This window comes from Paraburkholderia sp. BGA-UO-ETr-F21, from assembly GCF_059567925.1.
The window spans coordinates 446,879-473,265 of the sequence record NZ_JCAQOY010000029.1; the positions used below are offsets into that span (position 1 = coordinate 446,879).

Annotated in this window: 21 protein-coding genes; 12 read left to right on the plus strand and 9 right to left on the minus strand. The window is 63.4% G+C overall.

Going from position 1 to position 26,387, the window contains the following annotated elements; translation table 11 throughout:
- The first annotated feature begins 177 nt into the window (after positions 1-177).
- The 3 genes from ku to AC57B1_RS18480 are packed head-to-tail and all read left to right on the plus strand — an operon-like array spanning position 178 to position 4,752.
- Positions 178-1,188 carry a non-homologous end joining protein Ku gene (gene ku / locus AC57B1_RS18470; RefSeq protein ID WP_496418240.1) on the plus strand — a complete coding sequence of 337 codons (1,011 nt, stop codon included), beginning with the start codon at positions 178-180 and terminating at the stop codon, positions 1,186-1,188.
- Between the two features lie 47 nt (positions 1,189-1,235).
- A complete protein-coding gene (gene ligD / locus AC57B1_RS18475) occupies positions 1,236-4,406 on the plus strand; it encodes a DNA ligase D (protein WP_496418241.1) in 3,171 nt (1,056 codons plus the stop codon).
- 43 nt (positions 4,407-4,449) lie between these two features.
- The gene (locus AC57B1_RS18480; RefSeq protein WP_496418242.1) at positions 4,450-4,752 is read left to right on the plus strand and encodes a hypothetical protein; all 303 of its coding nucleotides are present in this window, start codon (positions 4,450-4,452) and stop codon (positions 4,750-4,752) included.
- A 125-nt stretch (positions 4,753-4,877) separates the two neighbouring features.
- On the opposite strand, the gene AC57B1_RS18485 is transcribed toward AC57B1_RS18480, so the two are convergent.
- Positions 4,878-5,831: a LysR family transcriptional regulator gene (locus AC57B1_RS18485; protein WP_408343447.1), complete on the minus strand. Its 954-nt coding sequence runs from the start codon at positions 5,829-5,831 to the stop codon at positions 4,878-4,880.
- Between the two features lie 164 nt (positions 5,832-5,995).
- On the opposite strand from AC57B1_RS18485, the gene AC57B1_RS18490 reads away from it, so the two are divergent.
- Positions 5,996-7,018: a zinc-binding alcohol dehydrogenase family protein gene (locus AC57B1_RS18490; protein WP_091794445.1), complete on the plus strand. Its 1,023-nt coding sequence runs from the start codon at positions 5,996-5,998 to the stop codon at positions 7,016-7,018.
- A 373-nt stretch (positions 7,019-7,391) separates the two neighbouring features.
- On the plus strand, positions 7,392-7,949 hold the full coding sequence (locus AC57B1_RS18495) for a DUF6013 family protein (RefSeq protein WP_408343451.1): 558 nt from the start codon (positions 7,392-7,394) through the stop codon (positions 7,947-7,949).
- 31 nt (positions 7,950-7,980) lie between these two features.
- Here the strand turns inward: AC57B1_RS18495 and AC57B1_RS18500 are convergent, their stop codons facing one another.
- Together AC57B1_RS18500 and AC57B1_RS18505 are read right to left on the minus strand one after the other, a co-directional pair.
- On the minus strand, positions 7,981-8,787 hold the full coding sequence (locus AC57B1_RS18500) for an ABC transporter permease (RefSeq protein WP_496418243.1): 807 nt from the start codon (positions 8,785-8,787) through the stop codon (positions 7,981-7,983).
- Positions 8,784-9,512 carry an ABC transporter ATP-binding protein gene (locus AC57B1_RS18505; RefSeq protein ID WP_496418244.1) on the minus strand — a complete coding sequence of 243 codons (729 nt, stop codon included), beginning with the start codon at positions 9,510-9,512 and terminating at the stop codon, positions 8,784-8,786. Before AC57B1_RS18505 ends, AC57B1_RS18500 begins: the two co-directional genes overlap by 4 nt.
- A 201-nt stretch (positions 9,513-9,713) precedes the next feature.
- On the opposite strand from AC57B1_RS18505, the gene AC57B1_RS18510 reads away from it, so the two are divergent.
- Positions 9,714-12,224, plus strand: coding sequence for an AsmA family protein (locus AC57B1_RS18510; RefSeq protein WP_496418245.1), 2,511 nt, complete (start codon positions 9,714-9,716; stop codon positions 12,222-12,224).
- Positions 12,224-12,349: a hypothetical protein gene (locus AC57B1_RS18515; RefSeq protein ID WP_496418246.1), complete on the plus strand. Its 126-nt coding sequence runs from the start codon at positions 12,224-12,226 to the stop codon at positions 12,347-12,349. Before AC57B1_RS18510 ends, AC57B1_RS18515 begins: the two co-directional genes overlap by 1 nt.
- Before the next feature lie 263 nt (positions 12,350-12,612).
- Here the strand turns inward: AC57B1_RS18515 and AC57B1_RS18520 are convergent, their stop codons facing one another.
- Positions 12,613-13,107, minus strand: coding sequence for a hypothetical protein (locus AC57B1_RS18520; protein WP_091794435.1), 495 nt, complete (start codon positions 13,105-13,107; stop codon positions 12,613-12,615).
- A gap of 401 nt (positions 13,108-13,508) precedes the next feature.
- Here AC57B1_RS18520 and AC57B1_RS18525 point away from each other — a divergent pair, with 401 nt between their 5' ends.
- The 3 genes from AC57B1_RS18525 to AC57B1_RS18535 all read left to right on the plus strand — a co-directional run bounded on the left by AC57B1_RS18525 (position 13,509) and on the right by AC57B1_RS18535 (position 17,765).
- Complete coding sequence (locus AC57B1_RS18525) at positions 13,509-15,119, plus strand: sensor histidine kinase (RefSeq protein ID WP_496418247.1); 1,611 nt, start codon at positions 13,509-13,511, stop codon at positions 15,117-15,119.
- Between the two features lie 85 nt (positions 15,120-15,204).
- Entirely contained in the window at positions 15,205-15,708 is a 504-nt protein-coding gene (locus AC57B1_RS18530; protein WP_408184648.1) for a response regulator, read from the plus strand.
- A gap of 83 nt (positions 15,709-15,791) precedes the next feature.
- Complete coding sequence (locus AC57B1_RS18535; RefSeq protein WP_408343464.1) at positions 15,792-17,765, plus strand: hybrid sensor histidine kinase/response regulator; 1,974 nt, start codon at positions 15,792-15,794, stop codon at positions 17,763-17,765.
- 101 nt (positions 17,766-17,866) lie between these two features.
- Here AC57B1_RS18535 and mscL read toward each other — a convergent pair whose 3' ends face one another.
- From mscL to mfd, 4 genes are all read right to left on the minus strand, one after another.
- A complete protein-coding gene (mscL, locus tag AC57B1_RS18540) occupies positions 17,867-18,313 on the minus strand; it encodes a large conductance mechanosensitive channel protein MscL (RefSeq protein ID WP_408343466.1) in 447 nt (148 codons plus the stop codon).
- Positions 18,314-18,402: 89 nt separating this feature from the next.
- Positions 18,403-19,437, minus strand: a complete 1,035-nt coding sequence (locus AC57B1_RS18545; protein ID WP_408343468.1) for a threonine/serine dehydratase family protein — start codon at positions 19,435-19,437, stop codon at positions 18,403-18,405.
- A 54-nt stretch (positions 19,438-19,491) separates the two neighbouring features.
- A complete protein-coding gene (argE, locus tag AC57B1_RS18550; protein WP_408343470.1) occupies positions 19,492-20,742 on the minus strand; it encodes an acetylornithine deacetylase in 1,251 nt (416 codons plus the stop codon).
- A gap of 152 nt (positions 20,743-20,894) precedes the next feature.
- Positions 20,895-24,377: a transcription-repair coupling factor gene (gene mfd / locus AC57B1_RS18555; protein ID WP_496418248.1), complete on the minus strand. Its 3,483-nt coding sequence runs from the start codon at positions 24,375-24,377 to the stop codon at positions 20,895-20,897.
- Between the two features lie 121 nt (positions 24,378-24,498).
- Here mfd and ispD point away from each other — a divergent pair, with 121 nt between their 5' ends.
- Together ispD and ispF are read left to right on the plus strand one after the other, a co-directional pair.
- Positions 24,499-25,212 (plus strand): 2-C-methyl-D-erythritol 4-phosphate cytidylyltransferase, encoded by a 714-nt coding sequence (gene ispD, locus AC57B1_RS18560; protein ID WP_496418249.1) that lies wholly within the window; start codon positions 24,499-24,501, stop codon positions 25,210-25,212.
- A 45-nt stretch (positions 25,213-25,257) separates the two neighbouring features.
- Positions 25,258-25,737, plus strand: a complete 480-nt coding sequence (gene ispF, locus AC57B1_RS18565) for a 2-C-methyl-D-erythritol 2,4-cyclodiphosphate synthase (protein WP_408343474.1) — start codon at positions 25,258-25,260, stop codon at positions 25,735-25,737.
- Positions 25,738-25,795: 58 nt separating this feature from the next.
- Here ispF and AC57B1_RS18570 read toward each other — a convergent pair whose 3' ends face one another.
- A complete protein-coding gene (locus tag AC57B1_RS18570) occupies positions 25,796-26,320 on the minus strand; it encodes a carboxymuconolactone decarboxylase family protein (protein WP_496418250.1) in 525 nt (174 codons plus the stop codon).
- Between the last annotated feature and the right edge of the window lie 67 nt (positions 26,321-26,387).

A 26,387-nucleotide genomic window follows, 5' to 3' on the forward strand; every position in this document is an offset into this window, starting at 1 on the left:
TGGCCCGGCAAAAGCCTTAAACCGCAAAGCCCGGAACGGCGTAGCTTTTGCCGGAGTGACGCAAGACTTACAGCCTGAGTGTAAGGGCGCCCGGGCGGCGGCGCTTGCTGGCTTTGGCCGGAATGCCGTGGCACGCTTGCTGCTTCGCTTCAGGTCCTAGGCCCAAGGGAGCGCACGATGGCACACATGATCTGGAAAGGCGCAATCAGCTTCGGCCTCGTTCACGTGCCGGTGCAGTTGTATCCGGCAACGCAATCGGAGAAGGTCGGCTTCAATCTGCTCGACAAGCGCACCATCGATCCGATCGGCTACAAGCAGATCAACAAGCGCACCGGCAAGGATGTGACGCGCGATAACATCGTGCGTGGCTTCGAGTACGAAAAAGACAAGTACGTCGTGCTGTCGGACGACGAGATTCGCTCAGCGAACCCCGAGTCGACGCAAACGGTCGATATTCTCGCGTTCGTCGATGCTCCGGACATTTCGTTCCTCTATCTCGACACGCCGTATTTCCTCACCCCCGACCGTAAGGGCGAAAAAGTCTATGCGCTGTTGCGCGAAGCCATGAAGGCGTCGGGCAAGATCGGCGTGGCGAGCGTCGTGCTGCATAACAAGCAGCATCTTGCTGCGCTGATACCGGTCGGTCCGGTACTCGCGTTGAACACGTTGCGCTGGGCTGCCGAAGTGCGCGACTTCGACGAATTCAAGCTGCCGCCCGAGGGCATGAAAGCCGCGGGAGTGTCAACGCGCGAACTCGACATGGCGAAGAAGCTGATCGACGATATGAGCGACAAATGGGATCCGTCGCAGTATCACGACACCTTCCGCGACGACATCATGGCGCTCGTCGATCGCAAGATTCGCGCAGGCAAGACCGAGGAAATCACCGAGGTCGAAGCGCCGCACGAGTCGCGTCAGTCTGCCGATATCCTCGATCTGTCGGATCTGCTCAAACGCAGCCTGGGACGTGGCAAGAGCAAGCAGCCGGCGTCGGCCAGTCGCAAGCGCGCTGCGGACGACGATGAAGACGACGCCGATAGCGAAGCCGAAATGTCGGCGCCGGCCCGCAAGAAACCGCGCGCCGCGCGCTCCGCGAGTACGGCAACAACGCGCAGCAGCGCAGGCAGCCGTGCGAGCGCCAAGACTGCTTCGACGCCGGCCACGCGCAAGCGTCGCGCGGCGGCTTGATTGTCAGCCTCGCGTCCACGCCGCCTGCGAGCAACGCCACCATCGTCATGAACGACAGACTCGATACCTACACCCGCAAACGTCGCTTCGACGAAACGCCGGAGCCGTCGGGCATGCGCGTGGCCCGCAAACAAGGCAGCCGGAAGGCGACCAGACAGTCATCCGCCGATGCGCTCTCGTACGTGATTCAGGAGCACGACGCACGTCGTTTGCACTACGACTTCCGGCTCGAGCTGAACGGCACGCTCCTGTCGTGGGCGGTGCCGAAAGGGCCGAGCCTCGACCCGTCGGTGAAGCGGCTCGCGGTGCATGTCGAAGACCATCCGGTCGAGTACGGGTCGTTTGAAGGAGAAATTCCGCCAGGCAATTACGGCGCGGGCAGCGTGATCGTATGGGATCGCGGCACGTGGGAGCCGGTTGGCGGGACGGCCGAGGCGACGCGCGCGTACGCGGCCGGCAAACTCAAATTCCTGCTGCACGGTGAAAAGCTGCGCGGCGGCTGGACGCTGGTGCGCAGCCATATGCGCGGCAGCGGCGACAAGGAGCAATGGCTTCTGATCAAGGAACGCGATGACGAAGCGCGCGCTGAAGGCGACTACGACATATTGAAGAAGCGCCCAGGCAGCGTGCTCGACGGCGTCGCCGCCGCGGGCACAGGTGCGAGAACGTCGAGAGCAGTGACAGCGAAGCGGACAACAGACAAGGCTGCAGGCAAACGCGCTGCGGCCACGAAAGCCACCGCGAAACCGGATGCGGTATCCACCGCGAAACGAGGCGGCAAGAATGGCGCGAAGTTCGCTTCACCGGAACGCGCCGACCCCAAGCGACCCGACATCGTAGCGACGCGCAGCGCGCGATCGCTGCGCGAGCTCGCCGCCTCGCCTTCGATCGAGGGTGCGGTGCCGGCCCGCCTGCCGGCGAGCTTCAAACCCCAACTCGCCACGCTCGTCGACGCGGCGCCCGCCGGCGATGATTGGTCGTATGAGATCAAGTTCGACGGCTATCGTGTGCTGGTCAGAATCGATAGGATGACCAAGGGAAATGCGGTCAAGGTGTTCACTCGCGCGGGCAACGACTGGACCGCGAAGTTCGGCAAACAGGTCAAGGCGTTCGAACAACTCGACATCGACAGCGCGTGGCTCGATGGCGAAGCCGTCGTGCTGGACCCCAACGGCGTGCCGAATTTTCAGGCGCTGCAGAATGCCTTCGATTCGAACCGTCCACAAGACATTGTCATCTACCTGTTCGACATACCGTTTCTGAACGGCTACGACTTGCGCGGCGTGCCGCTCGAACAGCGTCGTGCGATTTTGCGCGCCCTGCTGGAGGAGGTCGACGACAGCGTGCTGCGCTTCTCGAATGATTTCGACTTCAGCGCCGACGACCTGCTCAGGAGCGCATGCGACATGGCGTTGGAAGGCATTATCGGCAAGCGGCGCGATAGTGGCTACATGTCGGGGCGTTCTTCGGCGTGGATCAAACTGAAGTGCCGCCGACGTCAGGAATTCGTGATCGGCGGCTATTCGGAACCGTCCGGCAGCCGCGCGGCGTTCGGTGCGCTGCTGCTCGGTATCTACGACGGCAACGGCAAATTGCAGTACGCGGGGCGCGTAGGCACCGGTTTCGACGCGGCGCTGCTGCGCTCGGTGAAGAAAGAACTGGATGCGCACGAGACCCAGCGCATGCCGTTTGCCGCCGCACCGCGCGAGCGCAGCCGCACGCCGGTCCATTGGGTGGAGCCGGTGCTGGTCGCCGAATGCAATTTCGCGGAGTGGACGAGCGATGGCATCGTGCGTCAGGCTTCGTTCGTGAGTCTGCGCAACGACAAGCCGGCGCGTCAGATCGTCAAGGAATCACCTCGCAGGGGAGCCGACGCGCAAGAGCAAACCGATGCTGCGTCTGACGGCGTGCCGAAGAAGCGCACAGCGCGCAAGACTGCCGCGAGTACTTCGGCGGCGTCCGAAGCGAGTGGTGCGAACGAGGGGCGCACGACGGCCATCAAGGCCGAGGGTGCTAAGGCAGTGGGTATGAAGGCCACTGGTACGAAAGCCGCGGGCAAGAAAGCCGCGGGCACGAAATCCGCGAGTGCGAAAGCAACGAGCACTGAAGTCGCGAGTACGGAAGCCACGAGTAAGAACGCCGCGAGTAACAAAGCCACAGGCACCAAAGCCGCGAGTACCAAAGCCACGAGTACCAAAGCCGCGAGTACCAAAGCCGCGAGTACCAAAGCCGCGAGCACCAAAGCCGCGAGCTCCAAAGCCGCCGCCGCCAAAAACACGGCCACCAAGACACGCGCAGCAACAAAATCAAATGCCCCGTCGATCCCCTCTGAAGTCGGCGGCGTCCGCATCTCGCACCCCGATCGTGTCATCGACAAAAGCACGGGCACGCGCAAGATCGATCTCGTGCAGTACTACGAATCTGTGGCCGACTGGATGCTGCCGCATTTGCAGGACCGTCCGGTGTCGCTGGTGCGCGCGCCCGAGGACATCGGCGGTGAACTGTTCTTCCAGAAGCACAGCCAGAAGCTGTCGATTCCGAATGTCACCCAGCACCCGGGTCTCGATCCGGGGCATCCACCGCTGATTACCGTCGACACGCTCAAGGCGCTGATCGGCGCCGCGCAGATGGGCACCGTCGAATTTCACACCTGGAATGCCGTCGCCTCGAATATCGAAAAACCGGACCGCATGGTGTTCGACCTCGACCCCGACGCCTCGCTGGGTTGGGAGCGCATGATCGAAGCCGCGCAATTGACGCGTTCGCTGCTCGAAGAACTCGGCCTCACGTCTTTCTGCAAGACAAGCGGCGGTAAAGGCTTGCACGTGGTCGTGCCGCTCGCGAAGCAGGCTGGCTGGGACGAAGTGAAGGATTTTTCGCAAGCCGTCGCGCAGCACATGGCGGCGACGCTGCCCAAGTACTTCAGCGCGAAGATGGGCGCGCAGAATCGCAAGCAGAAGATCTTCGTCGACTACCTGCGCAACAACCGCGGCTCGAGTACGGTCGCCGCATTTTCGGCGCGTGCGCGTCCGGGGCTGGGCGTATCGGTGCCGCTGACGTGGGACGAAGTCGCCACTTCCACAGGCGGCGATCAGTGGACCATCGAGAATCTGCACGAGCGCCTGGCCGATCTGAAAAGCGACCCGTGGGCGGACTACGCGAAAACACGCCAGCGTATTACCGCAGCCATGAAGAAACGACTTGGCGGCGCGCAGTAAGGGCGCTTCAGCAAACCTGATTCACCGCGAAAAGGACCACATCATGAAGACCTCACCGCAATCCTCGGACGGCGACAAGCAGGCCGATCCGCATGCTAAAAAGCAACCTCGCTCGATGCAGGAGGCTGCCGCGCCGCTGCCGCATGAAACCGACCAGGATCCGGAATCCCAGCACGAGGACGGCCCGCGCCTTGTTGGTAAGCAGGCACATCGCGACCTCGAACGCGGGCTGAAAGATACGGACCGGCGCGGCGGCGACGAGTATCAGGAAAAGACGCAGAACGACGCGCACGCCGACGTCAATTCCGATGGCAAAGAAGCCGGGGGCGGGCGCGGCAAGCATTGACGGGACTACGGCGTAACACGACAACAGCACAACGGCACCGTGCCACATGCCACCGCGCCACCCACTACATCCACGGCCGGTCGCTCAGTTGAGCGCGCCACCCCCTTCCCGCATAGCCCCTCCGCTCAACCCGGTTCCCGATCCCAATAAGGCGGATCGCCGAAATGGGCGGCGAGGAATTCGATAAAGGCGAGCGTCTTCGGCGGCACGAAGGAGCGGCTCGGATACACCGCCCAGATGGCCACGCGCTCGGCGAGCGGATAGCTATCCAGCACGCTGACCAGTTCGCCGCTGCGCAGAAACGGCGCCACGTCCCAGGTGGATTTGAGCGCGATGCCGAAACCGGCCAGCAGCGCGTCGCGGATCACTTCGCCGTTGTCCGTGACTAGCCGTCCGCTCACGCGAACCTCGAGCGCGCCGGCGGGTGTTTCGAAGGCCCAGTCGCGCTGGTCCGACAGAATCATGCACTCGTGTTCCGCAAGCTCCGAAGGATGGTGCGGCGTACCACGCGCGGCAAGGTAAGCGGGCGCCGCGCACAGCACCCGGCGATTCACTGCCAGGCGCCGCGCCACCAGCGACGAATCCTTCAGCACGCCGACGCGGATCGCCACGTCGATTCCCGCATCGACGAGATCGATTACCTGATCCGTCAATCGCAGATCGACGCTCACGCCGGGAAAGCGGCGCAGAAATTCGCTGATCACCGGCGAAACGTGTTGCCGTCCGAACGACGACGGCATAGAAACGCGCAAGCGGCCTTGCGGCTCGGCCTGCGCGCGGCCAACCGAGGCGCGCGCGGCGGCGGCCGCGTCGAGCAGGGCTTCGGCGCGCGACATGAAGACTTCACCATCCTGCGTGAGGCTGATGCGGCGGGTGGTCCGGTGCAGCAGCCGCGCGCCGAGCAATTTTTCCAGCTGCGCGATGCGCGAACTGGCCACCGCGGCCGACAAACCGAATTCGCGCCCAGCCGCCGATACGTTGGCCAGCAGAGCCGCACGCACGAACAGGGCGACATCGAGCAAATCGAGCCGCTCCCGATCGCCTGAAGCGCCACGCATGGGGTAAGCAGTCAGATTCATTCTTCTGAATTTCCAAAAGATGTTTAAGTCATTATCGCGGTTTTAAAGAAGTAAGAATCGCCTTAGGATCACGCCATTGGGATCGAAATCCTTGATCAGCGGCGCGACAGGCTCTGCGCAAGGATCGCGATCCTCCCATTTCGTCTGAACGAACAGGAGCATGTATGAAAGCTGTCGGTCTCTATCGCTACTTGCCCATTGATCAAGCCGAAGCCTTGGTCGATGTGGATATCCCCAAGCCCGAGGCCACCGGTCGTGATCTGCTGGTCAAGGTCGAAGCCATTTCCGTCAATCCGGTCGACACCAAGGTGCGCGCCCCGAAGGACACCGTCGAAAAAGCCCCGCGCGTACTCGGCTGGGATGCCGCCGGCACGGTCGTCGCGGTCGGTCCGGACGTGACGCTGTTCAAAGTGGGTGATCCTGTGTTCTATGCGGGCAGCATTACGCGGCCGGGCGCCAACAGCGAATTCCACCTGGTCGACGAGCGCATCGTCGGGCGCAAGCCCGCGTCGCTCGATTTCACGCACGCGGCCGCGCTGCCGTTGACCGCGATCACCGCCTGGGAAGCCCTGTTCGACCGCCTCGGCGTGTCGCCGCAAGGCGCGGATGAGGGGCAGACCGTGTTGATCATCGGCGGAGCGGGCGGGGTCGGTTCGATCGGTATTCAACTGGCGAAGCAACTTGCGAAGCTCACGGTGATCGCGACCGCATCGCGGCCCGAATCGGCGAAATGGGCGACGGAACTGGGCGCGGATCACATCGTCGATCACTTCGGCGATATGCCCGCGCAATTGAAAAAGCTCGGGATCGACGAGGTCGATTACGTGCTCATGTTCAACGACACCGACAAGAACTTCCCCGCGGCGGCCGAAGTCATCAAGCCGCAAGGCGGCATCTGCACGATTGTGGAAAACAGCAAACCGGTGCCGGTCGAACTGCTGAAGGCGAAGAGCGCCGCGTTCCACTGGGAATTCATGTTCACCCGTTCGATGTTCGGCACGCCCGACATGATCGAGCAGCACAAACTGCTGACCGAAGTCGCGCGTCTCGTTGATGCGGGCACGTTGCGCACCACGGTAGGTCAGGACCTCGGCGCCATCAACGCGGCGAATCTGCGCCGCGCGCATCAACTGCTCGAAGAAGGGCGGGCCATCGGCAAGCTGGTGCTGACGGGCTTTGCAGACTAAGCCGCACCGCGCCTGAACCAGCAAGCCTGGCTCATACGGCCGGCGTCGCAGCCATGCGCGCCGGCCGTTTTCATTTAAAGTGCATCAAACGGCGCGTTCTCGCGGCGTGCGTGACGATTCGTAGCAGAACGGCGCGGCGCGCGCCTGCGCGGCCGCGCGCGCAGAAAACGCGTTGCCGCAAGCGGGTTAACACCCGATTCGCGGGCAGCGCGCGCGGCTTCGCTTGGCGTTAGACTGACGGGGCATCATGCTAAAACAGCTGCGTGTCTCGCAGCCCCGGCTGGCCAGGCATCGACCGGCTTCATCCAGTCACGCGGTGCGTGGGCAGTCGTGCTGAAGCGAGCGCGCAGCGGCACAACAACGAGGTGACAGTATGAGCTTCAGACTCTCCGCCGTTTCAGTTGTCGCTTCTCTCGCTTGCGCGCTCGCGCCCGGCATGCTGGTGCCGGCGGCCCACGCGGCCACGCCGATCACGGTCACGTCCCAGTCCGCCCTCGACGGCCCGATCCGCTACACGGTTCGCGTCACGTCGAAACAGTTCGGCAATTCGCAGGAAACCCGCACGATCCGCTCCGGCGAATCGGATGACTTCACGTGGAAGACCGTGCCGCCCGGCGGCCCGGTTCCCGCCACGGATGCATGCCCGAACTACGCGTCGCTGCCGCTCGATACCAACGGCGCGATGATTCGCCAGACGCAGATCCGTTTTGCGCCGGTCGTCGCCGCTGACGGCACCGCAACCGTGCAATTGAGCTTCCAGGCACAGACACCGCACGGCGTGAAATCAGTGACGAGCGGCGGCAAAACGCTCAAGTGTCCGAACGACGTCAGCGTCAGTCAGATCGTGCGATTCACGATGCCTGTCAACGGCAGCACGAAAACGCTCACGCTCAGCGACGGCACGGAAATCGCGATCAGCGCGAAGCGTTGAGTCGGGCGCGCGCAAGAGCGGGCGGACGCGCTTAACGCCGCGCCGTGGTCCGCTCCACGAGCCGCGCGGACAGAAACCGGTGCTCCGCCGAAAAGAGCCGCCGGTACGTGAGCAACACTGCGCCCACCGTCCCGAGGGCCGACGACGCAGCGATCAGAAACATGATCACGATCTGATAACGCACGGCCTGTAGCGGCGACTGGCCGGCCAGTACCTGGCCGGTCATCATGCCGGGCAGGCTCACCACGCCGACTACCGCCATCTGATTGAGCGTCGGCATCATGCCCGCGCGCACCGCTTGCCGCGCCGGCGCCTGCGCGGCTTCCCAACGCGTCGCGCCGAGCGCGAGCGCCATGTCGACGCGGTCGCGCCGCGCGGTCAACTCCTCGGTCATCCGTTCGATACCGAGCGACACGCCGGTCAGCGTATTGCCGAGGATCATGCCGAGAATCGGAATCGCATACTGCGGCTCGTACCACGGGTGAATGCGGATCACGACGAACAGCCCGACCGCGGCCACCAGCCACGAACTGATCCAGATCGACAGCACACTGTCCGCGCGTTGTCCGTGATAGGTGCGGCTGCCGCGCTGCGCGCCCGCGAAGCCGGCGATCAGCGTCATCAGGATCATGAGCGGCAGCACCACGTACCAACGGTCGTAACGGAACACCCAGCCGAGCACGTAGCCGATCGCCAGCAACTGTACGACGGTGCGCACGGCGGCCCATGCCAGCTTGCGTTCCAGATCGAGCCTGAGCGCAACCGACACTACGCCGTTCACGACGATCAGCAACGCCGCAATCGCGACATCCCAGAGACTCAGGTTTTGCAATGTCATTGGCCGAACTCCGGATGATCGTGACGCTCGGTCGGCTCTTCCTGCCGCGCCGTTTCACCGAGGACGCCTGCGCGCATGACCAGATGCCGCTCGCTCATGCGGATGGCTTGCGCCGGATCGTGGGATACCCAGGTCGACGCATGACGCAGAGGATCGGCGTCGAACCAGGCATGCACCAGACCTTCGATCGCGCGCGACGACTCCGGGTCGAGCGAGGCGGTGGGTTCGTCGAGCAGCAGGACCTCGGGCGTCAGTTGCAACACGCGAATCAGCGCGGTGATCTGCGCCTCGCCGCCGGACAGTTCGCTGGCGCTCTTGTCGAGAAAGTCGTTGCCACGGCCGGCCTGAGCGGCGAGGCTCGCGGCGCGCGCGCGATCGAAACGCACGTCGCGATAGGCGCGCAGTTCGAACGGATAGCGCAGATTGTCTTCCACGCTGCCGTCGAGCAGCGCGGGCCGCTGCCGGATATACGCCACGTTGCGCCGGTAGCGCGGTATGGCGGCGCGCTCCACCGCCGCGCCATGCCACATAATGCGTCCCGCATCGAGCGGATCGAGCAGGGCGAGGGCGCGCAGGAACACGCTCTTGCCCGAACCGGACGGCCCGGTGACCGCGACGCGGTCGCCCGCATGCAACGCGAAGGTGGTGGGTTGCAGCAGCGTCTGGCCGCGCACGGCATCGCGCCGCACGATGCCGTCAGCGAAAACCAAGGGAACGTCGGTCATGAGTGGGACCGTAATAGGCAATGCATGAGGTCGAAGCTCGCGGTGATGGGGTAATGACGCGTTAGCAACCGTTCCCGCGGTGAATGCGCGGCCGGCGGTGCAGCATGATAAAACGGCAATGCACTAGCACTTGACGGCCACCCAGCGGGCACGCAACGTGCTGGTCGGTGATCAACCTGGAACCAACAGCGGAGCCTATCAATGGCAGTGTCGAGCACGATCGGAAGACGGATCGGAAAAATCATCGCATGGTTGCTGGCGATCATCGTCATTCTGATTGTGGCGTTGACCATTTTCATCCTGACTTTCGACTGGAACCGGGCAAGGCCCTATATCAACGACAAGGTCACGCAGGCGATCGGCAGGCCGTTCGCCATTAACGGCGACCTGAAAGTGGGCTGGCGGCATCCGGTGGGTGAGACCGGCTGGCGTGGCTGGGTACCCTGGCCGCGTTTCTCGGCGGCCAACATTACCGTCGGCAATCCGGATTGGACCAGGCAGCCGCAATTCGCCACGCTCGACGAGATCGACTTCCAGGTCAAGGTGTTGCCGCTGCTCGCGCACGATATCGTGATTCCCGCGATCAACCTCGTGAATCCCTCGGTGGACCTCGAGCGCCTGCTCGATGGGCGCAACAACTGGACTTTCAAACTGGCTTCGTCCAGCGGGCCTTCCGAATGGAAACTCGATCTGCACGATATCGCTTTCGCCAAGGGCAACATTGCGTTGTCTGATCAGCAGAAGAAAGTCGACATGCAGATGGTCGTCGATACGCTCGGGCAGCCGATTCCGATCGGTGAGGCGATGAAGCAGCAGGAAGCGGCGTCGCGCAGCGCGTCGGCGGAAGCGATCGGCAAGTCGGGCGCGAACAAGCTAACCGCGCAGGCGAATGCGCAGGCGGCATCCGAAGCCGCAGCGGCTTCCGCAGCGGCGGCCTCGGGCGCATCGGCCACGGATATCACGGCGTCGGGCACGACGGCGGCCACCGGCGCCTCGGGTGCGATGGTCGCGGGCGGCTCGAAAGGCGCCAGCGCTGCCGTTGGCGCGGGCGCGAGCAGCGCGGTCGTGGCGTCGGCACCGGCTACGGGTGTGAGCGGAGCAAGCGGTGCAAGCAGTGCCGAGGCTCAGGCAGTAGCGAAACGGGAGATTCCACCCTACGCCATCGGCTGGACCGTCAAAGGGACTTACAACAAGACGCCGGTGTCGGGCAGCGGTAAGGTCGGCGGCGTGCTGGCGTTACAGGACGCAAACCGGCCGTTCCCGGTGCAGGCCGATGTCAAGGCGGGCGATCTGCATGTCGGTCTCGTCGGTACGATCACCGACCCGGCGCATCTTGCTGCGGTCGATCTGCGCCTCTGGCTGCAAGGCAACAGCATGGCGCGTCTCTATTCGCTGACGGGCGTGACCCTTCCCGACACGCCGCCGTATGCGACCGAAGGACGCTTCGTCGGCCAGTTCAAGTCCAGCGGCAGCGTCTTCAAGTATGAAAATTTTACAGGCCGGGTCGGCGGCAGCGATCTGAACGGCTCGTTGACCTATACGGCGCGTGAATCGCGTCCGTTGTTGCAGGGCGAACTGGTCTCGCATCTGCTGCAATTCTCGGATCTGGCGCCGGTGATCGGCGCGGATTCGAACGCGAGCAAGGCCAAGCGCGGTGACGCAACGGCGCAACCTTCCAACAAGGCGCTGCCGGTCGAAGAATTCCGCACCGACCGCTGGAAGGCGATCGACGCCGACGTGAAGTTTACCGGCCGGCGCATCGTGAAGGACGTCAATCTGCCGATCACGGATCTATATACGCATATCGTGATGACCGACGGCGTGCTCTCGCTGGAGCCGCTGAAGTTCGGCGTGGCGGGCGGCACGCTCGCTTCGGACATCCATCTGGACGGCAGTGCGACGCCGCTGAAGGGCCGTTTCGCCACATCGGCGCGGCATCTCAAGCTCAAGCAGTTGTTTCCGAACTTCAAGACGATGCAGAACGCGCTCGGCGAAATTAACGGCGACGCCGCGCTGACGGCGACGGGCAATTCGCCGGCCGCGCTCGCGGCCACCTCGAACGGCGAGGTGAAGGCGCTGGTGACGGACGGCACGGTAAGCCGCCTGCTGATGGAAGCGGCCGGCTTGAACGTGGCGAACGTCGTGTATGAAAAGCTGTTCGGCAATCGAGACGTGAAGATCAACTGCGCGGCCGCCGATTTTGTCGCCACCAATGGCGTGCTCGATTCGCGTGTCTTCGCGCTCGATACGGACGACGCGGTGATCGACATCGACGGCAATGTGAATCTGCGCGACGAGTCGATGGACCTGGGCGTGCATCCGCATACCAAGGGCTTCCGGGTATTCTCGCTGCGCTCGCCGCTCTATGTGAAAGGCACCTTCAAGGATCCGCATGTTGGCGTGAACGCTGCCGCGCTGGCGTTGCGCGGCGGCGCGGCCGTCGGCCTCGGCTTGATCAATCCGTTCGCGGCGCTGATTCCGTTGCTCGCGCCGAGCAACAACAAGCCGTTGCCATGCAACCAGTTGCTGGCGCAGGTCCGGCAGGCGCCGACGGCGCCGCCGCCGGGCGTGAAGCAGCAGCCGAAGGTCGCTATTTCTCTGGATGGCGCGCCGGTCAACAAGTCTTCGGGTGGCGCATCGTCGCCCGGTGCCGCGGATAAGAAGCCGGCGGTGATGTCGCCGGCTAGCGCGGCTGCATACAAGGGGAGCTGATGCCTTTCGTTCTGCCTGCGGAGTGGTTGAGCTGGAGCCTGGGCGGTGGCCTGTCGTTGATTTTTCTGTGGCTGATCAGCGTGCCGCCAGTGCGCGACCGCATGGATGACATCGCGACGAAATGAGATCGGCCAGTTCGGCACGCGTGGACGCGATTAAAGCCGGGCCGCGGCGCGGATCGAATGCGAAGCAGCAATGAGGTAACGGAAACGTCACGCCGTCACGTCACGGAATGTCGTGACGCAGCCACGTAACGGTACGACGCAGCCGGCACACCGCGGAAAACAACACAACGAGAAACGACACAACGCCAACGCCTGATCGACTCCGCGATCAGGCGCTGGCGTTGCGAACTTGATTATCTACCGTTGAGGCCGAGCGCAGCCGTCTATCGCAGCGATCGCGGAGCCGCATCCCCGGCCGCGTCCTGACGGCGAACCCCACGACGGGCGCCGCCAATGCGGGTCGCGCCGAATTCCGTGAGAATCTTGCCGCGAGCCCGGCTGGCGAACACCAGGAAACCGAAGCCATCCGCCTCATACCAGTAACCGCCGTTCTCGAGCCCGTCGAGCGGTTGCTCCAGTGCATTGGTAATGGATTCGATGCAGCGGCGCCGCAATTCGGCGGGAGCCGGATAGGGCGGTTGTGCGCCACGCACACTGCACAAGAGTACGTCGAGCCCAGGCAGCACGTGCGCATAAAGGACCGGCTCGTCTTGCGCGCGAGCACGCGCAATTTTGGTGTCGAGCTGACCGAACGGCTTGAAATGCCGTAGTACCGCGAGGAACGACTCATCGCCGTCCACCTTCGCGCGTCTACGCTTTTTCGGGAAGGACATAAAAATTCGCCTGAAAAAGAATTGCAAGAAACGCAGCGTCCTCATGCGACCACTCCCGGCTTCGCGCGCCGCACGTCGATCTTTTATAGCATACGACAAGGCCGGATTCACGGTGATTCGACGACTGCGCCGCCCCACCGCCTCCCGCACGAATCATGCCGAACCGCCTCGCCGCGCGCTTTCGCTTCCCAGCACATCTGTCTCCATCATAGACGCACGAGGCGCGGAAAAAACATCTCATACCAATAAAAAAGTCATTTTTGTGTGGGCGAGCGCATCTTGCCGCTACGTTGAAATATCTCCAATTCACGTCGATAATGGCCCGTCCGGCTGCACTGCGCCATGCTCGCCGATCCCGTCACCGCCAAGGCCGCCAGCGCGGCGCGGCATGGCCGGCATTACGAGCGCCGCGGCTTGAGCGACCCTTTGCGACCCTTCGGGCGAACATGAAACTATTCACGAAGGGTCTGCTGCTGATCGCCGTGCCAAGCGCGGTCGAGCTGGCGCTTCTCGGCGTCGTCTTCGATACCCAGGAGCAGACAGCGCAGGCCGCGCAGTGGGTTACCAACAGCAAGCAGATCCTTTATCAGTCGTCGGCCATTGTCGATCCGTTGTTGCGTCAGGCGGCGCGGGTTCGCACCGCCATGGTGATCGGCGACGCGTCGCTGATCGACCGCCATACCGTCTGGGTCGATCTCGGCGATCGTCTGTCGAAGCTCGAAGTTTTGGTTGCCGATGCGCCGCAACAGGTCGAGCGCGTGCACAAGATGCAGCGGGCGATCGACGCCTATCGCGCGCAGACTGTCGCGATCTCGCAGGCGCTGCATGCGGGACGCGCGCCGAATTCGTTCGCCGCGCTGGAGACCGGCGCGTTGCCGCAGCAGATCGCGCTATTTCGCGAGGAACTCGCGGCGTTCGGCGACGAAGCGTCGCGGCTCGACGCGGACCGCTCGGCGGCGCTCGCGCGACGGCGGGCGCGTCAGCAATACGCGCTGATCGGCGCCGTGCTGGGCTCGATGCTGATCTGGGCGGCGACCGCCGTGGTGTTTGCGCGCAGCATCGGCCGCCGGCTGGAAGTGTTGACCGGTAACGCGGAGCGTCTGGGCAGCGGGCGCACGCTCGCCGCGCCTTTGTCGGGCAGCGACGAAATCGCCGCGCTCGACACGGTGCTGCATCAGACCGGTACGCGTCTGCGCGAGGCCGAGGCCGAGCAGGCCATGTTGAAAACGCGGCTCGAAGCGCGCGCGAGCGAACTGGCCGGCGTCAACGAGGAGTTGCGTCAGGAGACGCAAGACAATGAAATGTTCATCTACAGCGTGTCGCACGATCTGCGCTCGCCATTGGTGAATCTGCAAGGTTTCTCGAAGGAGTTGCAGGTCTCCTGTAATGAACTGGATAGCGTCGTCGAGGCGGCCAGATTGCCGGAAGCCGAGCATAAACGTATGGTGCATATTCTCGATGGCGACGTGCGCGAGTCCTTGCACTATTTGCGCACCGCGGTGACGCAAGCCGCCGCCATCATCGACGCGCTGTTGCGGATTTCGCGCGCCGGCCGGCTCGAATATCAGTGGCAGCGCGTGAGCGTCGGGCGCGTGGTGGGCCGGGTGGTCGACGCGCTGCAAGGCGTGATCGGCCAACGCTCGGCCGTGGTGACCGTGCGCGAGCTGCCGCCCGCATGGGGCGACCCGGGCGCGATCGAGCAGATTTTCAGCAACCTGATCGGCAATGCACTGAATTATCTGGATCCGGCGCGCAACGGACGCATCGAAGTCGGCGCGCTGGAACCCGAGCCGGTCGAGGACACGGAGCCGCGCTCGGTGCGCATGCGCACGTATTATGTGCGCGACAACGGCCTCGGCATTCCGGCTGCGTATATGTCGAAAGTGTTCAGGGCATTTCAGCGCCTGCACGGCGACGTCGCCGAAGGCGACGGCATCGGCCTCGCCGTGGTGCGGCGCATGGTTGAGCGGCATGGCGGGCGGGTGTGGGTCGAATCGGCGGAAGGCGCGGGTTCGACCTTTTTCGTCGTATTGCCGGAACAGCCCGCACGCCTTTGAACATGACATGAGCGCGCAGACGCGGCGGCAGCGAAGATAATCACGGGCGGGCAGGCATCCACGCATCGTTCAGCACGGAGAGCATATGAGTCACGGGGAAACGGTCAGCATCGTTCTGATCGAAGATGACGACGGCCACGCCACGCTCGTGGAGCGCAATTTGCGCCGTGCCGGCATTTCGAACGGTTTCGTGCGTTTTCACGACGGCCAGCAGGCCCTCGATTATTTCTTCGGCCCGGCGCCGGCGGACGCCGCCGCGAGTGCCGGCGTCGACCAGGCGGGCAAGTCTTGCCCGGCGCGCGAAGATCTGATGAATTTCGTCGTCCTGCTCGATCTGAAAATGCCGCGGGTAGACGGCTTCGAAGTCTTGCGACGTCTCAAAGAATCGCCACAGACGGCCGCCGTGCCGGTGATCGTATTGACCACCACCGACGATCCGCGGGAAATCGCGCGCTGCTACGAACTCGGCTGCAACGTCTACATTACCAAGCCGGTCGAATACGATGCGTTCATCGAAGCCGTGCGCCGCCTCGGGTTTTTCCTGCAAGTGGTCAAACTGCCGTCCGGGCAGCGCCTCGCGGCGCCGTAATGCAACACTCGCATGAAGGTGGCCGAAAGCCGCTCGTGACAAGATAGAGACCACTTGAAGACCTTAGCCAGAGAAGACTCCGCATGACCGAAGACGTGTCCACGCAGCATGCCGCCTACGTGCTCGTCGTCGATGACGACGAAGGCATCCTGCGGCTCGCGCGCAAGTCGCTCGAGCGCGCCGGCTGCCGGGTCGCCATCTGCGCCGGCGTCGACGCGGCCCGTGAGCGGCTCGCGGGCGGCGGCCCCGATTTGCTGGTGCTCGACTATCAACTCAGCGGGCCGGAGACCGGCCTCGACTTCTTTCGCCGGTTGCGCGCGGAAGGCGTGCGGATTCCCGCCATCCTCGTGACCGGCTTTACCGACGAATCGCGCGTCATTGAAGCGCTGCGCGCGGGCGTGTCGGACGTGGTGCCGAAATCCGGCGATTACCTCGATTACCTTCCTGAAGCCGTCGAGCGGGTGCTCTCGCAAGTGCGTCTGCAGAGAGCGTCGGACGAAGCCTTGCTGTTGCGCGATCGCGAGCAGCATTACCGCACCTTGTCGGAGGCGTTGCCGCACCTCGTCTTGACCTGCAACGCCGCGGGCGACTGCGATTTTCTGTCGAAGCAGTGGTACGACTACACGGGCCTTGCCGAAGGCAGCTCGCATGGTCTCGCCTGGCTCGACGCCGTGCATCCGGACGACCGCGAAGCGATTCGCCGCAGCTGGCTCAAGGCGGTGTCGGGCAACGCCGGCGACTACCGGCACGAGCTGCGGATTCGCCGCCACGACGGCGAATACCGCTGGTTCGACGCCCGGGTGGTGGCGATGCGCGACGCTGAAGGCAACATCAGCAAATGGTTCGGCAGTTGCACGGACATTCATTCGCAGCGCGAGGCGATCGAGGAGCGCGAGCGGCTGCTTGCTTCGGAACAGGCCGCGCGCCAGATTGCGGAAGAAGCCAACCGAGCCAAGGACCGCTTTCTGGCCATGCTGTCGCACGAATTGCGTACGCCGCTCACGCCGGTGCTCGCGGGCGCCAGCGTGCTGGAGATGATTCCGGGGCTGCCCGATCAGGCGCGCGCGAGCGTGCGCATGATCCGCCGCAACGTCGAACTCGAAGCGCGGCTGATTGACGACCTGCTCGACCTGACGCGAGTGGCGAACGGCAAATTGCGCCTGACGCTGGAAACCGTCGACGTGCACGACGTGATGGACAGCGTGCTCGAACTGTTTCGCAGCGAGATTCAGGTCAAGCAGCAGGACGTGCATGTTCACAAGAACGCCCGGCATCATTACGTGCTGGCCGATCGCGCCCGGCTGCAACAGATGCTGTGGAATCTGATTCGCAATGCCGCCAAGTTCACGCCGGACGGCGGCCATATTTACGTACGCACGCGCGACGAACGCATGCATGTGCAGATCTCGGTCGAAGATACGGGGATCGGCATCGAGCCGGAGCAGATCGGCAAACTCTTCAATGCGTTCGAGCAGGGCAACCAGAACATGACGCGGCAGTTCGGCGGCCTCGGCCTCGGGCTCGCGATCACGAAGGCGCTGACCGACGTGCACGGCGGCACGGTGACCGCGCAAAGCCCCGGCGCACATTGCGGCGCAACCTTCACGATCACCTTGCCGACGGCCATGCCGCCGGAGGTAACTTCACCCGTCGTGGTGCCGGACGCCGTGCATCCGGCCGGCCTGCTGAACATCCTGCTGATCGAAGATCACGTGGACACCGCCGAGGTCATGGCGCAACTGATTCGCAGCCTCGGCCACGAGGTGACGACGGTGGGCCGGGTGGACGACGCGCTGGCCGCTACTCAATTGCAGAATTTCGATCTGGTTGTCAGCGACGTGGGTTTGCCCGACGGCACGGGCCTCGACTTCATCAAGGCGTTCCGCGAACACTCGGACGCGCCCGCGGTGGCGTTGACCGGCTTCGGCACCGACGAAGACGTGCGTCGTTGCCTCAGTGCCGGCTTTACTTCGCATTTGACCAAACCTGTCAATTTCAGCCAGCTCGAGACGATGATCGAAGGCGCGGTCAGTCGGAAGGAGCAGAAAGAGATTTAAGGATGCACGCCGCGCGCATCGGCTCACGATATGAAAAAGGCCTGTTGCGATTGACTCGCAACAGGCCTTTTGCTTTGCCGGCGGCTGACGCGCCGGAACGTTTAACGCGGTGAGTTCTTCAACGAATCGCGGATTTCGCGCAGCAGCAGCACGTCTTCCGGTGTCGGCGGCGGTGCTGCCGGTGCGGCTTCAGCCGGCTTGCGCAGATTGTTGATGAACTTGACCATCAGGAAAATGATGAACGCGAGAATCAGGAAGTTGATCAGTACGGTGATGAACGAGCCATAACCGAATACGGCGACGCCCGCCGTTTGCAAGTCTTTATACGACTCGGGGCTGCCTTTGAAGCTAGGAGGAATCTCGCCGAGGCGAACAAACTTATTGGAGAAATCGAGGCCGCCGGTGGCAACCCCGACAACCGGCATGATCAGGTCTTTGACAATCGAATTGACGATGGTGGAGAACGCGCCGCCGATAATCACACCGACCGCGAGATCCATCACGTTGCCCTTGAGGGCAAATTCCTTGAATTCCTTGACCATGCTCATAGAGGTTCCTCCCAGAAGTCGATGTTCGAATGATACCAACCTGAGAAGGATAGGCTAGTCTTTTGGCCAGGAACGCGACGTTTGTTTCTTTATTGCGGAAACAGTGACTCGCTATGCCGCGCGCGCTCGATATGCGCTGCAAATGTGACCGGGTCGGTATTGGTGCCGCACAGCAGAACGCCCACGCGCTTGCCTTGCAACTGTTCGCGCAGCGGGCCGAGCAAGCCGGCGGTGGCTGCCGCGCAGGCCGGTTCGACGGCAAGCTTCAGTTGTCCGAACAAGGTGAGCATCGCCGCGCGCAACTGGTCGTCGGACACCGTGACGAGCTGATCGATATGACGGCGGCACAATTCGTAGCTGTATTCCTCGGTGTGCGGCGACATGAGCGAATCGGCAATGCCGTGCATCTGGCCCATCTTGACCGTGTGATTGGCGGCGAAACTCTTGCCCATCACGTCTGCGCCTTCCGGCTCCACGCCATAGATATGCACGTTCGGATTCGCGAGCCGCATGGCCGTCGCGACACCGGCGGCGAGGCCGCCGCCGCCGATCGGCACGATCACCGCTTCGAGATCGGGCGTTTGCGTGGCCCACTCGTAGCCGAGCGTGGCCGAACCCAGCACCGTGCGATAGCCGTTGAAGGGATGCACGAAATAGCGGCCTTCTTCCGCCTCGATGCGGCGGACCAGTTCGAATGCCTCGGCAATGTTCTCCGCGAATACGATCTCGGCGCGATACTGCCGGCACAGCGCCACGCGCGCCGGATTGGCCGCGCGAAACAGCACGACCTTGGCGCTGATGCCAAGGCGCATGGCCGCATACGCGACCGCCACCGCATGATTGCCGCCCGACACGCACGTAACGCCCGCGCTGCGTTGGGCTTCGTCGAGTGCGAGCAGATTGGTGAATGCGCCGCGCGCCTTGAAGCTGCCGCCCGCCTGCAGCAGTTCGAACTTGAAATTCACCAGCGTGCCTTCCAGCGACGGAAAGTCCACCCTGTCGAATACCGGCGTTCGCGTCACCCACGGCGTCAACGCAAAGTGCTGCGCGGCGATGTCGTCGAGCGTGGGGATCGGCTCGCCGTCGATCGTATGGTCGGTGTGTTGCGGCGCGGCAGTTGACATGGCGTGGGTGTGCGAAAGTCGGTATGAGTAAGACTCTTTTCGGGCGGCTCGGTTTCAGTGCGCGTGCGCGTCGACCGACATGCTGTGAATGAATTTCTGCAGGAAGCGCTCGCACGCCACCAGTTGATCCAGCGCGACGAATTCGTTGGCCTTGTGCGCCTGTTCGATGTTGCCCGGACCGCAGACGATGCTCGGAATCCCCGCCAGCGAGAAGAGGCCGGCTTCCGTGCCGTAAGCGACCTTGCGCTTGTCCTGATCGGCGGTCAACGCGCGCACCAGTTGCGTGATCGCGGCTTGTTCAGACGAATCGAGGCCGGGCGCAGCGGCAATCTTTGTAATTTCAATCGCCGCCGATGGATGCTCGCGCAACATTTTCGGCAGCAGCGTTTCGCGCGCGTATTGATCGATGCGCGCAAAAATCGGCTCGGGATCGAGCGTGGGCAGGTTGCGGAATTCGAACTGGAACTTGCATTCGGCCGGCACCGTGTTGATCGCATTGCCGCCCACGATCGTGCTGGTTTGCGCGGTGGTGAAGGGCACGTCGTACAGTTCGTCGAACGGGCCTTGCTCGCGGAACTGGTCGGCCATGTCGCGGATGTAGCAGATCAGACGCGCGGCGTATTCGATCGCGTTCAACCCCTTCGGCGTGAGCGACGAGTGCGCGGCCTGACCGCGCACGCAGCACTGGTAGGCGTTGATGCCTTTGTGCGCCACGATGGGCCGCATGCTGGTCGGCTCGCCGACAATGCAGCCGTCCGGCTTCACACCGCGCTTCATCAGGTCGGCAATCAGTAGGGGCGCGCCCGCACAGCCCACTTCCTCGTCGAACGACAGGGCGAAGTGAATCGGCTTGGCGAGTTTGGTGCGCTGCATGTCCGGCACGAGCGCGAGCGCCGCGCCGATAAAGCCTTTCATATCGCAAGTGCCGCGGCCGTAGAGTTTGTCGCCGCGAATTTCCGGCTTGAACGGATCGCTGTCCCATTGCTGGCCGTCCACGGGTACGACGTCCGTGTGACCCGACAGCACCACGCCGCCGTTCGTTTCGCCGTCGTGTGCGGGAATCGTCGCGAACAGGTTGGCCCATTTGCCGCTCTCGTCGTGCGTGAGCGTGGCCTCGATACCAACGGCGCGCAGCTCGTCGCGCACGGTTTCGATCAGGCCGAGATTCGGGTTGCGGCTGACCGTGTCCATCGACACGAGACGGGTGACCCAAGGCAGTGAAGCGGGTAGTGACGCAGAGGAGGCGGGATTCGAAACAGAGTCGGGAGACGGGGAAGACTGCGCTGATTCAGCGACGTGCGACATGACAAGACTCCGGCATTTGAGTCTTTCGATCATACCCAAAAAAAAGCCCGTCCGTACGCTGCGGTGCGCGTTTGCGCACCGCAGCATGAACGAAAAATGCTACACGTACCGCGGTTTTTCAACGCGGCGCCAGGCCGTCGCCGTCCACGGTCTCAGCGTGCGGCGACACTGGCGGCGGTGCCGCGGCTCGGTGTGCCGAGTGCGCGCAAGGTTTCCTTGACGGTGGCGACACGCACCGCGAGATCGGGGCTGCGCGTTTCGATACGCAGCTTGTCCTGGCCCGCGAGCTTGATGTGCTTGTGTTTCTGCACCATCTCGATGATCCGCATCGCGTCGATCGGCGGATTGGGAATGAACTGCAAGCCGATCACGGCTTCGCCGGCATCGATCTTCGAAATGCCCAGCGGCTTCGCGGCAAGCCGCAAACGATGCGTCTCCACGAGGGCGTGCGCTTGCGGCGGCAGCTTGCCGAAACGGTCGATCAACTCTTCCTGAATGCTGTCGATCGAATCGTTGTGTTCGCAATTAGCCAGCCGCTTGTACAGCGACAGACGCTCCTGCACATCGCCGCAATAGTCCGCTGGCAAAATTGCCGGCGCATGCAGGTTGATCTCCGTGGTCGCAGCGAGCGGCGCGGTGAGGTCGGGCTCCTTGCCTTCCTTGAGCGCCTTCACGGCGTCGTTCAGCATGTCGGTATAAAGCTGGAAGCCGATCTCGTGAATCTCGCCCGATTGCTTGTCGCCAAGCACTTCGCCCGTGCCGCGAATTTCCAGGTCGTGCATGGCCAGATAGAAGCCCGAGCCGAGTTCCTCCATCTGCTGGATCGCTTCGAGGCGGCGCTGCGCCTGCTTGGTGAGCCCTTGCGGATCGTGGACCAGCAGATACGAATACGCCTGGTGGTGCGAGCGGCCCACACGGCCACGCAACTGATGCAGCTGCGCGAGACCGAACTTGTCGGCGCGGTGAATCAGGATCGTGTTGGCGCTCGGCACGTCGATGCCGGTTTCGATAATCGTCGTGCACAGCAATACGTTGGCACGTTGCGCAACGAAGTCGCGCATCACGCGTTCGAGTTCGCGTTCATGCATCTGACCATGCGCGACCGCGATACGTGCTTCGGGCACCAACGCTTCGAGCATTTGCCGGCGATTCTCGATCGTCTCGACTTCGTTGTGCAGGAAGTACACCTGGCCGCCACGCTTCAACTCGCGCAACATGGCTTCGCGAATCACGCTGTCTTCTTCGCGGCGCACGAAGGTTTTGATCGCAAGGCGCTTTTGCGGCGCGGTGGCGATCACGGAGAAATCGCGCAGGCCTTCGAGTGCCATGCCGAGCGTGCGCGGGATCGGTGTGGCCGTAAGCGTGAGCACGTCCACTTCGGCGCGCAACGCCTTCAACGCTTCTTTCTGGCGCACGCCGAAACGGTGTTCCTCGTCGATGATCACAAGGCCCAGCCGCTTGAACTGCACGTCGGACGAGAGCAGCTTGTGCGTGCCGATCACGATATCGACCGTGCCTTCGTTGATCTGCTGGATCGCCGCGTTGACTTCCTTGGTCGACTTGAAGCGCGACAGTTCGGCGATCCGCACCGGCCAGTCGGAGAAACGGTCGCTGAAAGTTTGCGTGTGCTGTTCGGCGAGCAGCGTGGTGGGCGAGAGGAGCGCCACCTGCTTGCCGCCCATCACCGCGATGAACGCGGCCCGCAACGCGACCTCCGTCTTGCCGAAGCCGACGTCGCCGCACACGAGCCGATCCATCGGTTTGCCGCTCGTCATGTCGCCGATCACGGCCGCGATCGCGGCGGCCTGGTCCGGCGTTTCCTCGAAGCCGAAGCTCTCCGCGAACTTCACATAGTCTTTCGGTTCGAGCGCGAACGCATGGCCTTCGCGCAGCGCGCGACGGGCGTACAGGTTCAGCAATTCGGCGGCGGTATCGCGAATCTGTTGCGCGGCTTTGCGTTTGGCCTTTTCCCACTGGCCCGAGCCGAGCGAGTGCAACGGCGCGCTTTCCGGATCAGCGCCGCTATAGCGCGAGATTACGTGCAACTGTGCGACCGGCACATACAGCTTGCTGTCGCCGGCGTATTCGAGGTGCAGGAACTCGGTCTCGCCTTCGCCGAGATCCATGGTGACGAGGCCCATATAGCGCCCGATGCCGTGCTGCGAATGCACGACCGGATCGCCGACTTTCAGCTCGGACAGATCGCGCACCATCGAATCGACGTTGCTCGCCTGTTCCTGGCGGCGGCGCCCCGCGCGACGCGCAAGCGGACCATACAGCTCGGTCTCGGTGATGATCGCGATACCGTCGACGGGCACGGCAAAACCGTTGGCGAGCGGCGCGACGCCCAATGAAAAGCGCTCGTCGCTCGTGAGCCAGTCCTGGAAGCTGTCGCTCGATACCGGTCGCAGATGATTGTCGGCGAGCAACTGCAACAGCGTTTCGCGCCGGCCTGCCGATTCGGTGGCGAACAGCACGCGATTGGGCGTGGTGTCGAGATACGTGCGCAAGGCCGCGACGGGATCTTCCGCGTGACGGTCGATCGCGAGATTGGGCAATGGCGTCGACCAGCCACCGGCGGCGTTCGCAGGCAGCGCGAGCCGCGCGAAGGGTTTGGCGAACGTGAAGAAATCTTCGTCCGACAGGAACAGCCGCTGCGGTTCCAGAATCGGCCGGTCGCGGTCATGCGACAGGAAGTTGTAGCGCTGCTTCGTGTCGTTGGTAAAGCGCCGGATCGCCGCGTCCAGATCGCCGACGAATGCCAGTTGCGCGCCTTCTGGCAGATAGTGGAACAGCGTGGCGGTTTCGTCGAAGAAGAGCGGCAGATAGTATTCGATGCCCGCGGACGGCACGCCGTTGCCGATGTCCTTGTAAATCGACGCGCGGCTCGGGTCGCCCTCGAAGGTCTCGCGCCAGCGGCTGCGAAAAGCGGTGCGGGCGGCTTCATCGAACGGAAATTCGCGGCCCGGCAGCAGGCGCACGTCTTTCACCGGATACAGGCTGCGCTGGGTGTCCGGGTCGAATGCGCGAATCGAGTCGACCTGGTCGTCGAACAGGTCGATCCGGTAGGGCAAGGGCGAGCCCATCGGATAGAGATCGAGCAGCGAGCCGCGTACGCAGTACTCGCCCGGGCGCACCACCTGGCTCACGTGCTCGTAGCCGGCCAGCGTCAACTGGGCCTTGAGTTTGGCTTCGTCGAGGCGCTGGCCCTGCGAGAAGGAGAACGTATAAGCCGCGAGGAACGACGCGGGCGGCATGCGGTACAACGCTGTGGTGGCGGGCACCAGCAGGATGTCGCAACGGCCTTCGCCGAGATCGTGCAGCGTGGCGAGACGCTCCGAGACCAGGTCCTGGTGCGGTGAAAAGGTATCGTAAGGCAGCGTTTCCCAGTCCGGCAGCAGGCGCACGCGCGCCTCGGGCGCGAAGAAGCCGATTTCCTGCGCCAGTCGCTGCGCATCGACGGCGCTTTCGCACACGACCGCGAGCAGCGGCACCTTCTCGCGATAGGCGAGATGGTAGCGGGCGATCAGCAGCGCGTCGGACGAGCCGTGCGTGCCGTCGAAGGCGAAACGCTGGCCGGCCTTGACGAGCGCGACGGGCGGGGAGTACTGCGATGATGCGGCGATGTCTGGCATAGATGAGAAAAAACGGCCTCAGGCTCACACGTGACCGGCAAGTTTACGCGTGTCGGGGCGTGGATGCGAAGGACCTATTATAAAATCCGTCCTTTACTTTGACTTCGCGGCATCCGCACTCGTGACTTCCCGTCTATTTGCCCTGATTCCGTGCGCAGGCACCGGCAGCCGTTCCGGCGCCGCGATGCCCAAACAATATCGCACTGTCGCCGGCCGCGACATGTTGCATTACTCGCTGGCGGCGTTCGACGCCTGCAGCGAGTTTGCGCAAACCGTCGTCGTGATCGCCCCTGACGACGCCCATTTCGACGCCCGCCGCTTCGGCGGCTTGCGTTTCGCCGTGCGCCGCAGCGGTGGAGCGTCGCGCCAGGCCTCGGTGCTCAACGGCCTGCACGCGCTCGCCGAGTTCGGCGCCCATGACGACGACTGGGTGCTGGTGCACGACGCGGCGCGCCCCGGCATTACCCCCGCGCTGATCCGCACGCTGATCGGCGCGCTGAAGGACGACGCGGTGGGCGGCATCATGGCCTTGCCGGTCGCGGACACGCTCAAACGGATCGACGCGAACTCGACCGACGGCCGGATCGCGCGCACCGAGGCGCGCGACGGCTTGTGGCAGGCGCAGACGCCGCAGATGTTCCGCATCGGCATGTTGCGCGAGGCGATCCTGCGCGCGCAGGCCGACGGTCACGACCTGACCGACGAAGCAAGCGCAATCGAGTGGCTGGGTCATGCGCCGAAACTGGTGCAGGGCAGCTTGCGCAACTTCAAGGTGACTTATCCGGAAGACTTCGATCTGGCCGAGGCGATTCTCAGCCGCCCCGCGGCTTCATGACGGGCAATTTCAAATTTAACGAGCGGACTTGAGGATTTGACGCATATGGATTTCAGAATTGGGCAAGGCTACGACGTGCACGCGCTGGTGCCGGGACGTCCGTTGATTATCGGCGGCGTGACGATTCCCTATGAGCGTGGCTTGCTCGGTCATTCGGACGCGGACGTGTTGCTGCACGCCATTACCGATGCCCTGTTCGGTGCGGCCGCGATGGGCGATATCGGCCGCCATTTCTCCGATACCGATGCGAAGTTCGCCGGCGCGGACAGCCGGGTTTTGCTGCGCGAATGCGTCGCGCGCGTAAAGGCGGCGGGTTTTTCCATCGCCAACGTGGATAGCAGCGTGGTGGCGCAGGCGCCGAAGCTGGCACCGCATATCGAGGGCATGCGCGCCAATATCGCCGCCGACCTGGGTTTGCCGGTCGAGCGGGTCAACGTCAAGGCCAAGACCAACGAGAAGCTCGGCTACCTCGGCCGAGGCGAGGGCATTGAGGCTCAGGCCGCCGTTCTGCTGGTCAAGAACTGATTGGTTTGAGATCGCGCGCAGCTGCGGGAAAGGCATCGCACTGCGCGCATATCGAGGCTTACTTGTCTTCGGCGGCAATGCACTGCGCGGTCGCATTGATCACAGCGGCGATCCGGCCAACGTCACGCAATTGCGTGGAACTCATGCCTTCGGCGACCAGCGTGTCGAAGTGCGACTTCACGCAAAAATGGCACTTGCCGATAATCGACGCCGCCAACGCATACATCTCGAAGCGCCGCTTATCCACTCCGCCGTGCGACGCATAAGCGTTCATGCGCAACTGCGCCGGCTGCGACTTCAGGTCAGCGCTTTCCGTCATCTCGACGTACGGATACCAGACGTTATTCATGCCCATCAGCGCAGCGGCCGTCAGCGCGCCTTGGGTCTCTTCGGCCGACAACACGCCGGCATTGCGAATCGCGTCGACGATCACCGTGCTCTTCGCTGCGAAGGCGGCCGCTAGCGCGACCCCGACGGCGTCATTGCCTTCGAGCGATGAGCGCGCGATCGTCCCATCCAGATTCAGCCGGATGTCTTTCGCATAGTCAGGCACACGCGCCTTAATCGAAGCCAGGAATTCCATTGAGATCTCCTATCAGTTCGTCGATAAAAAAAGCCCGCGGCTCGTTCAAGCTCAGCGGGCTTTTGAC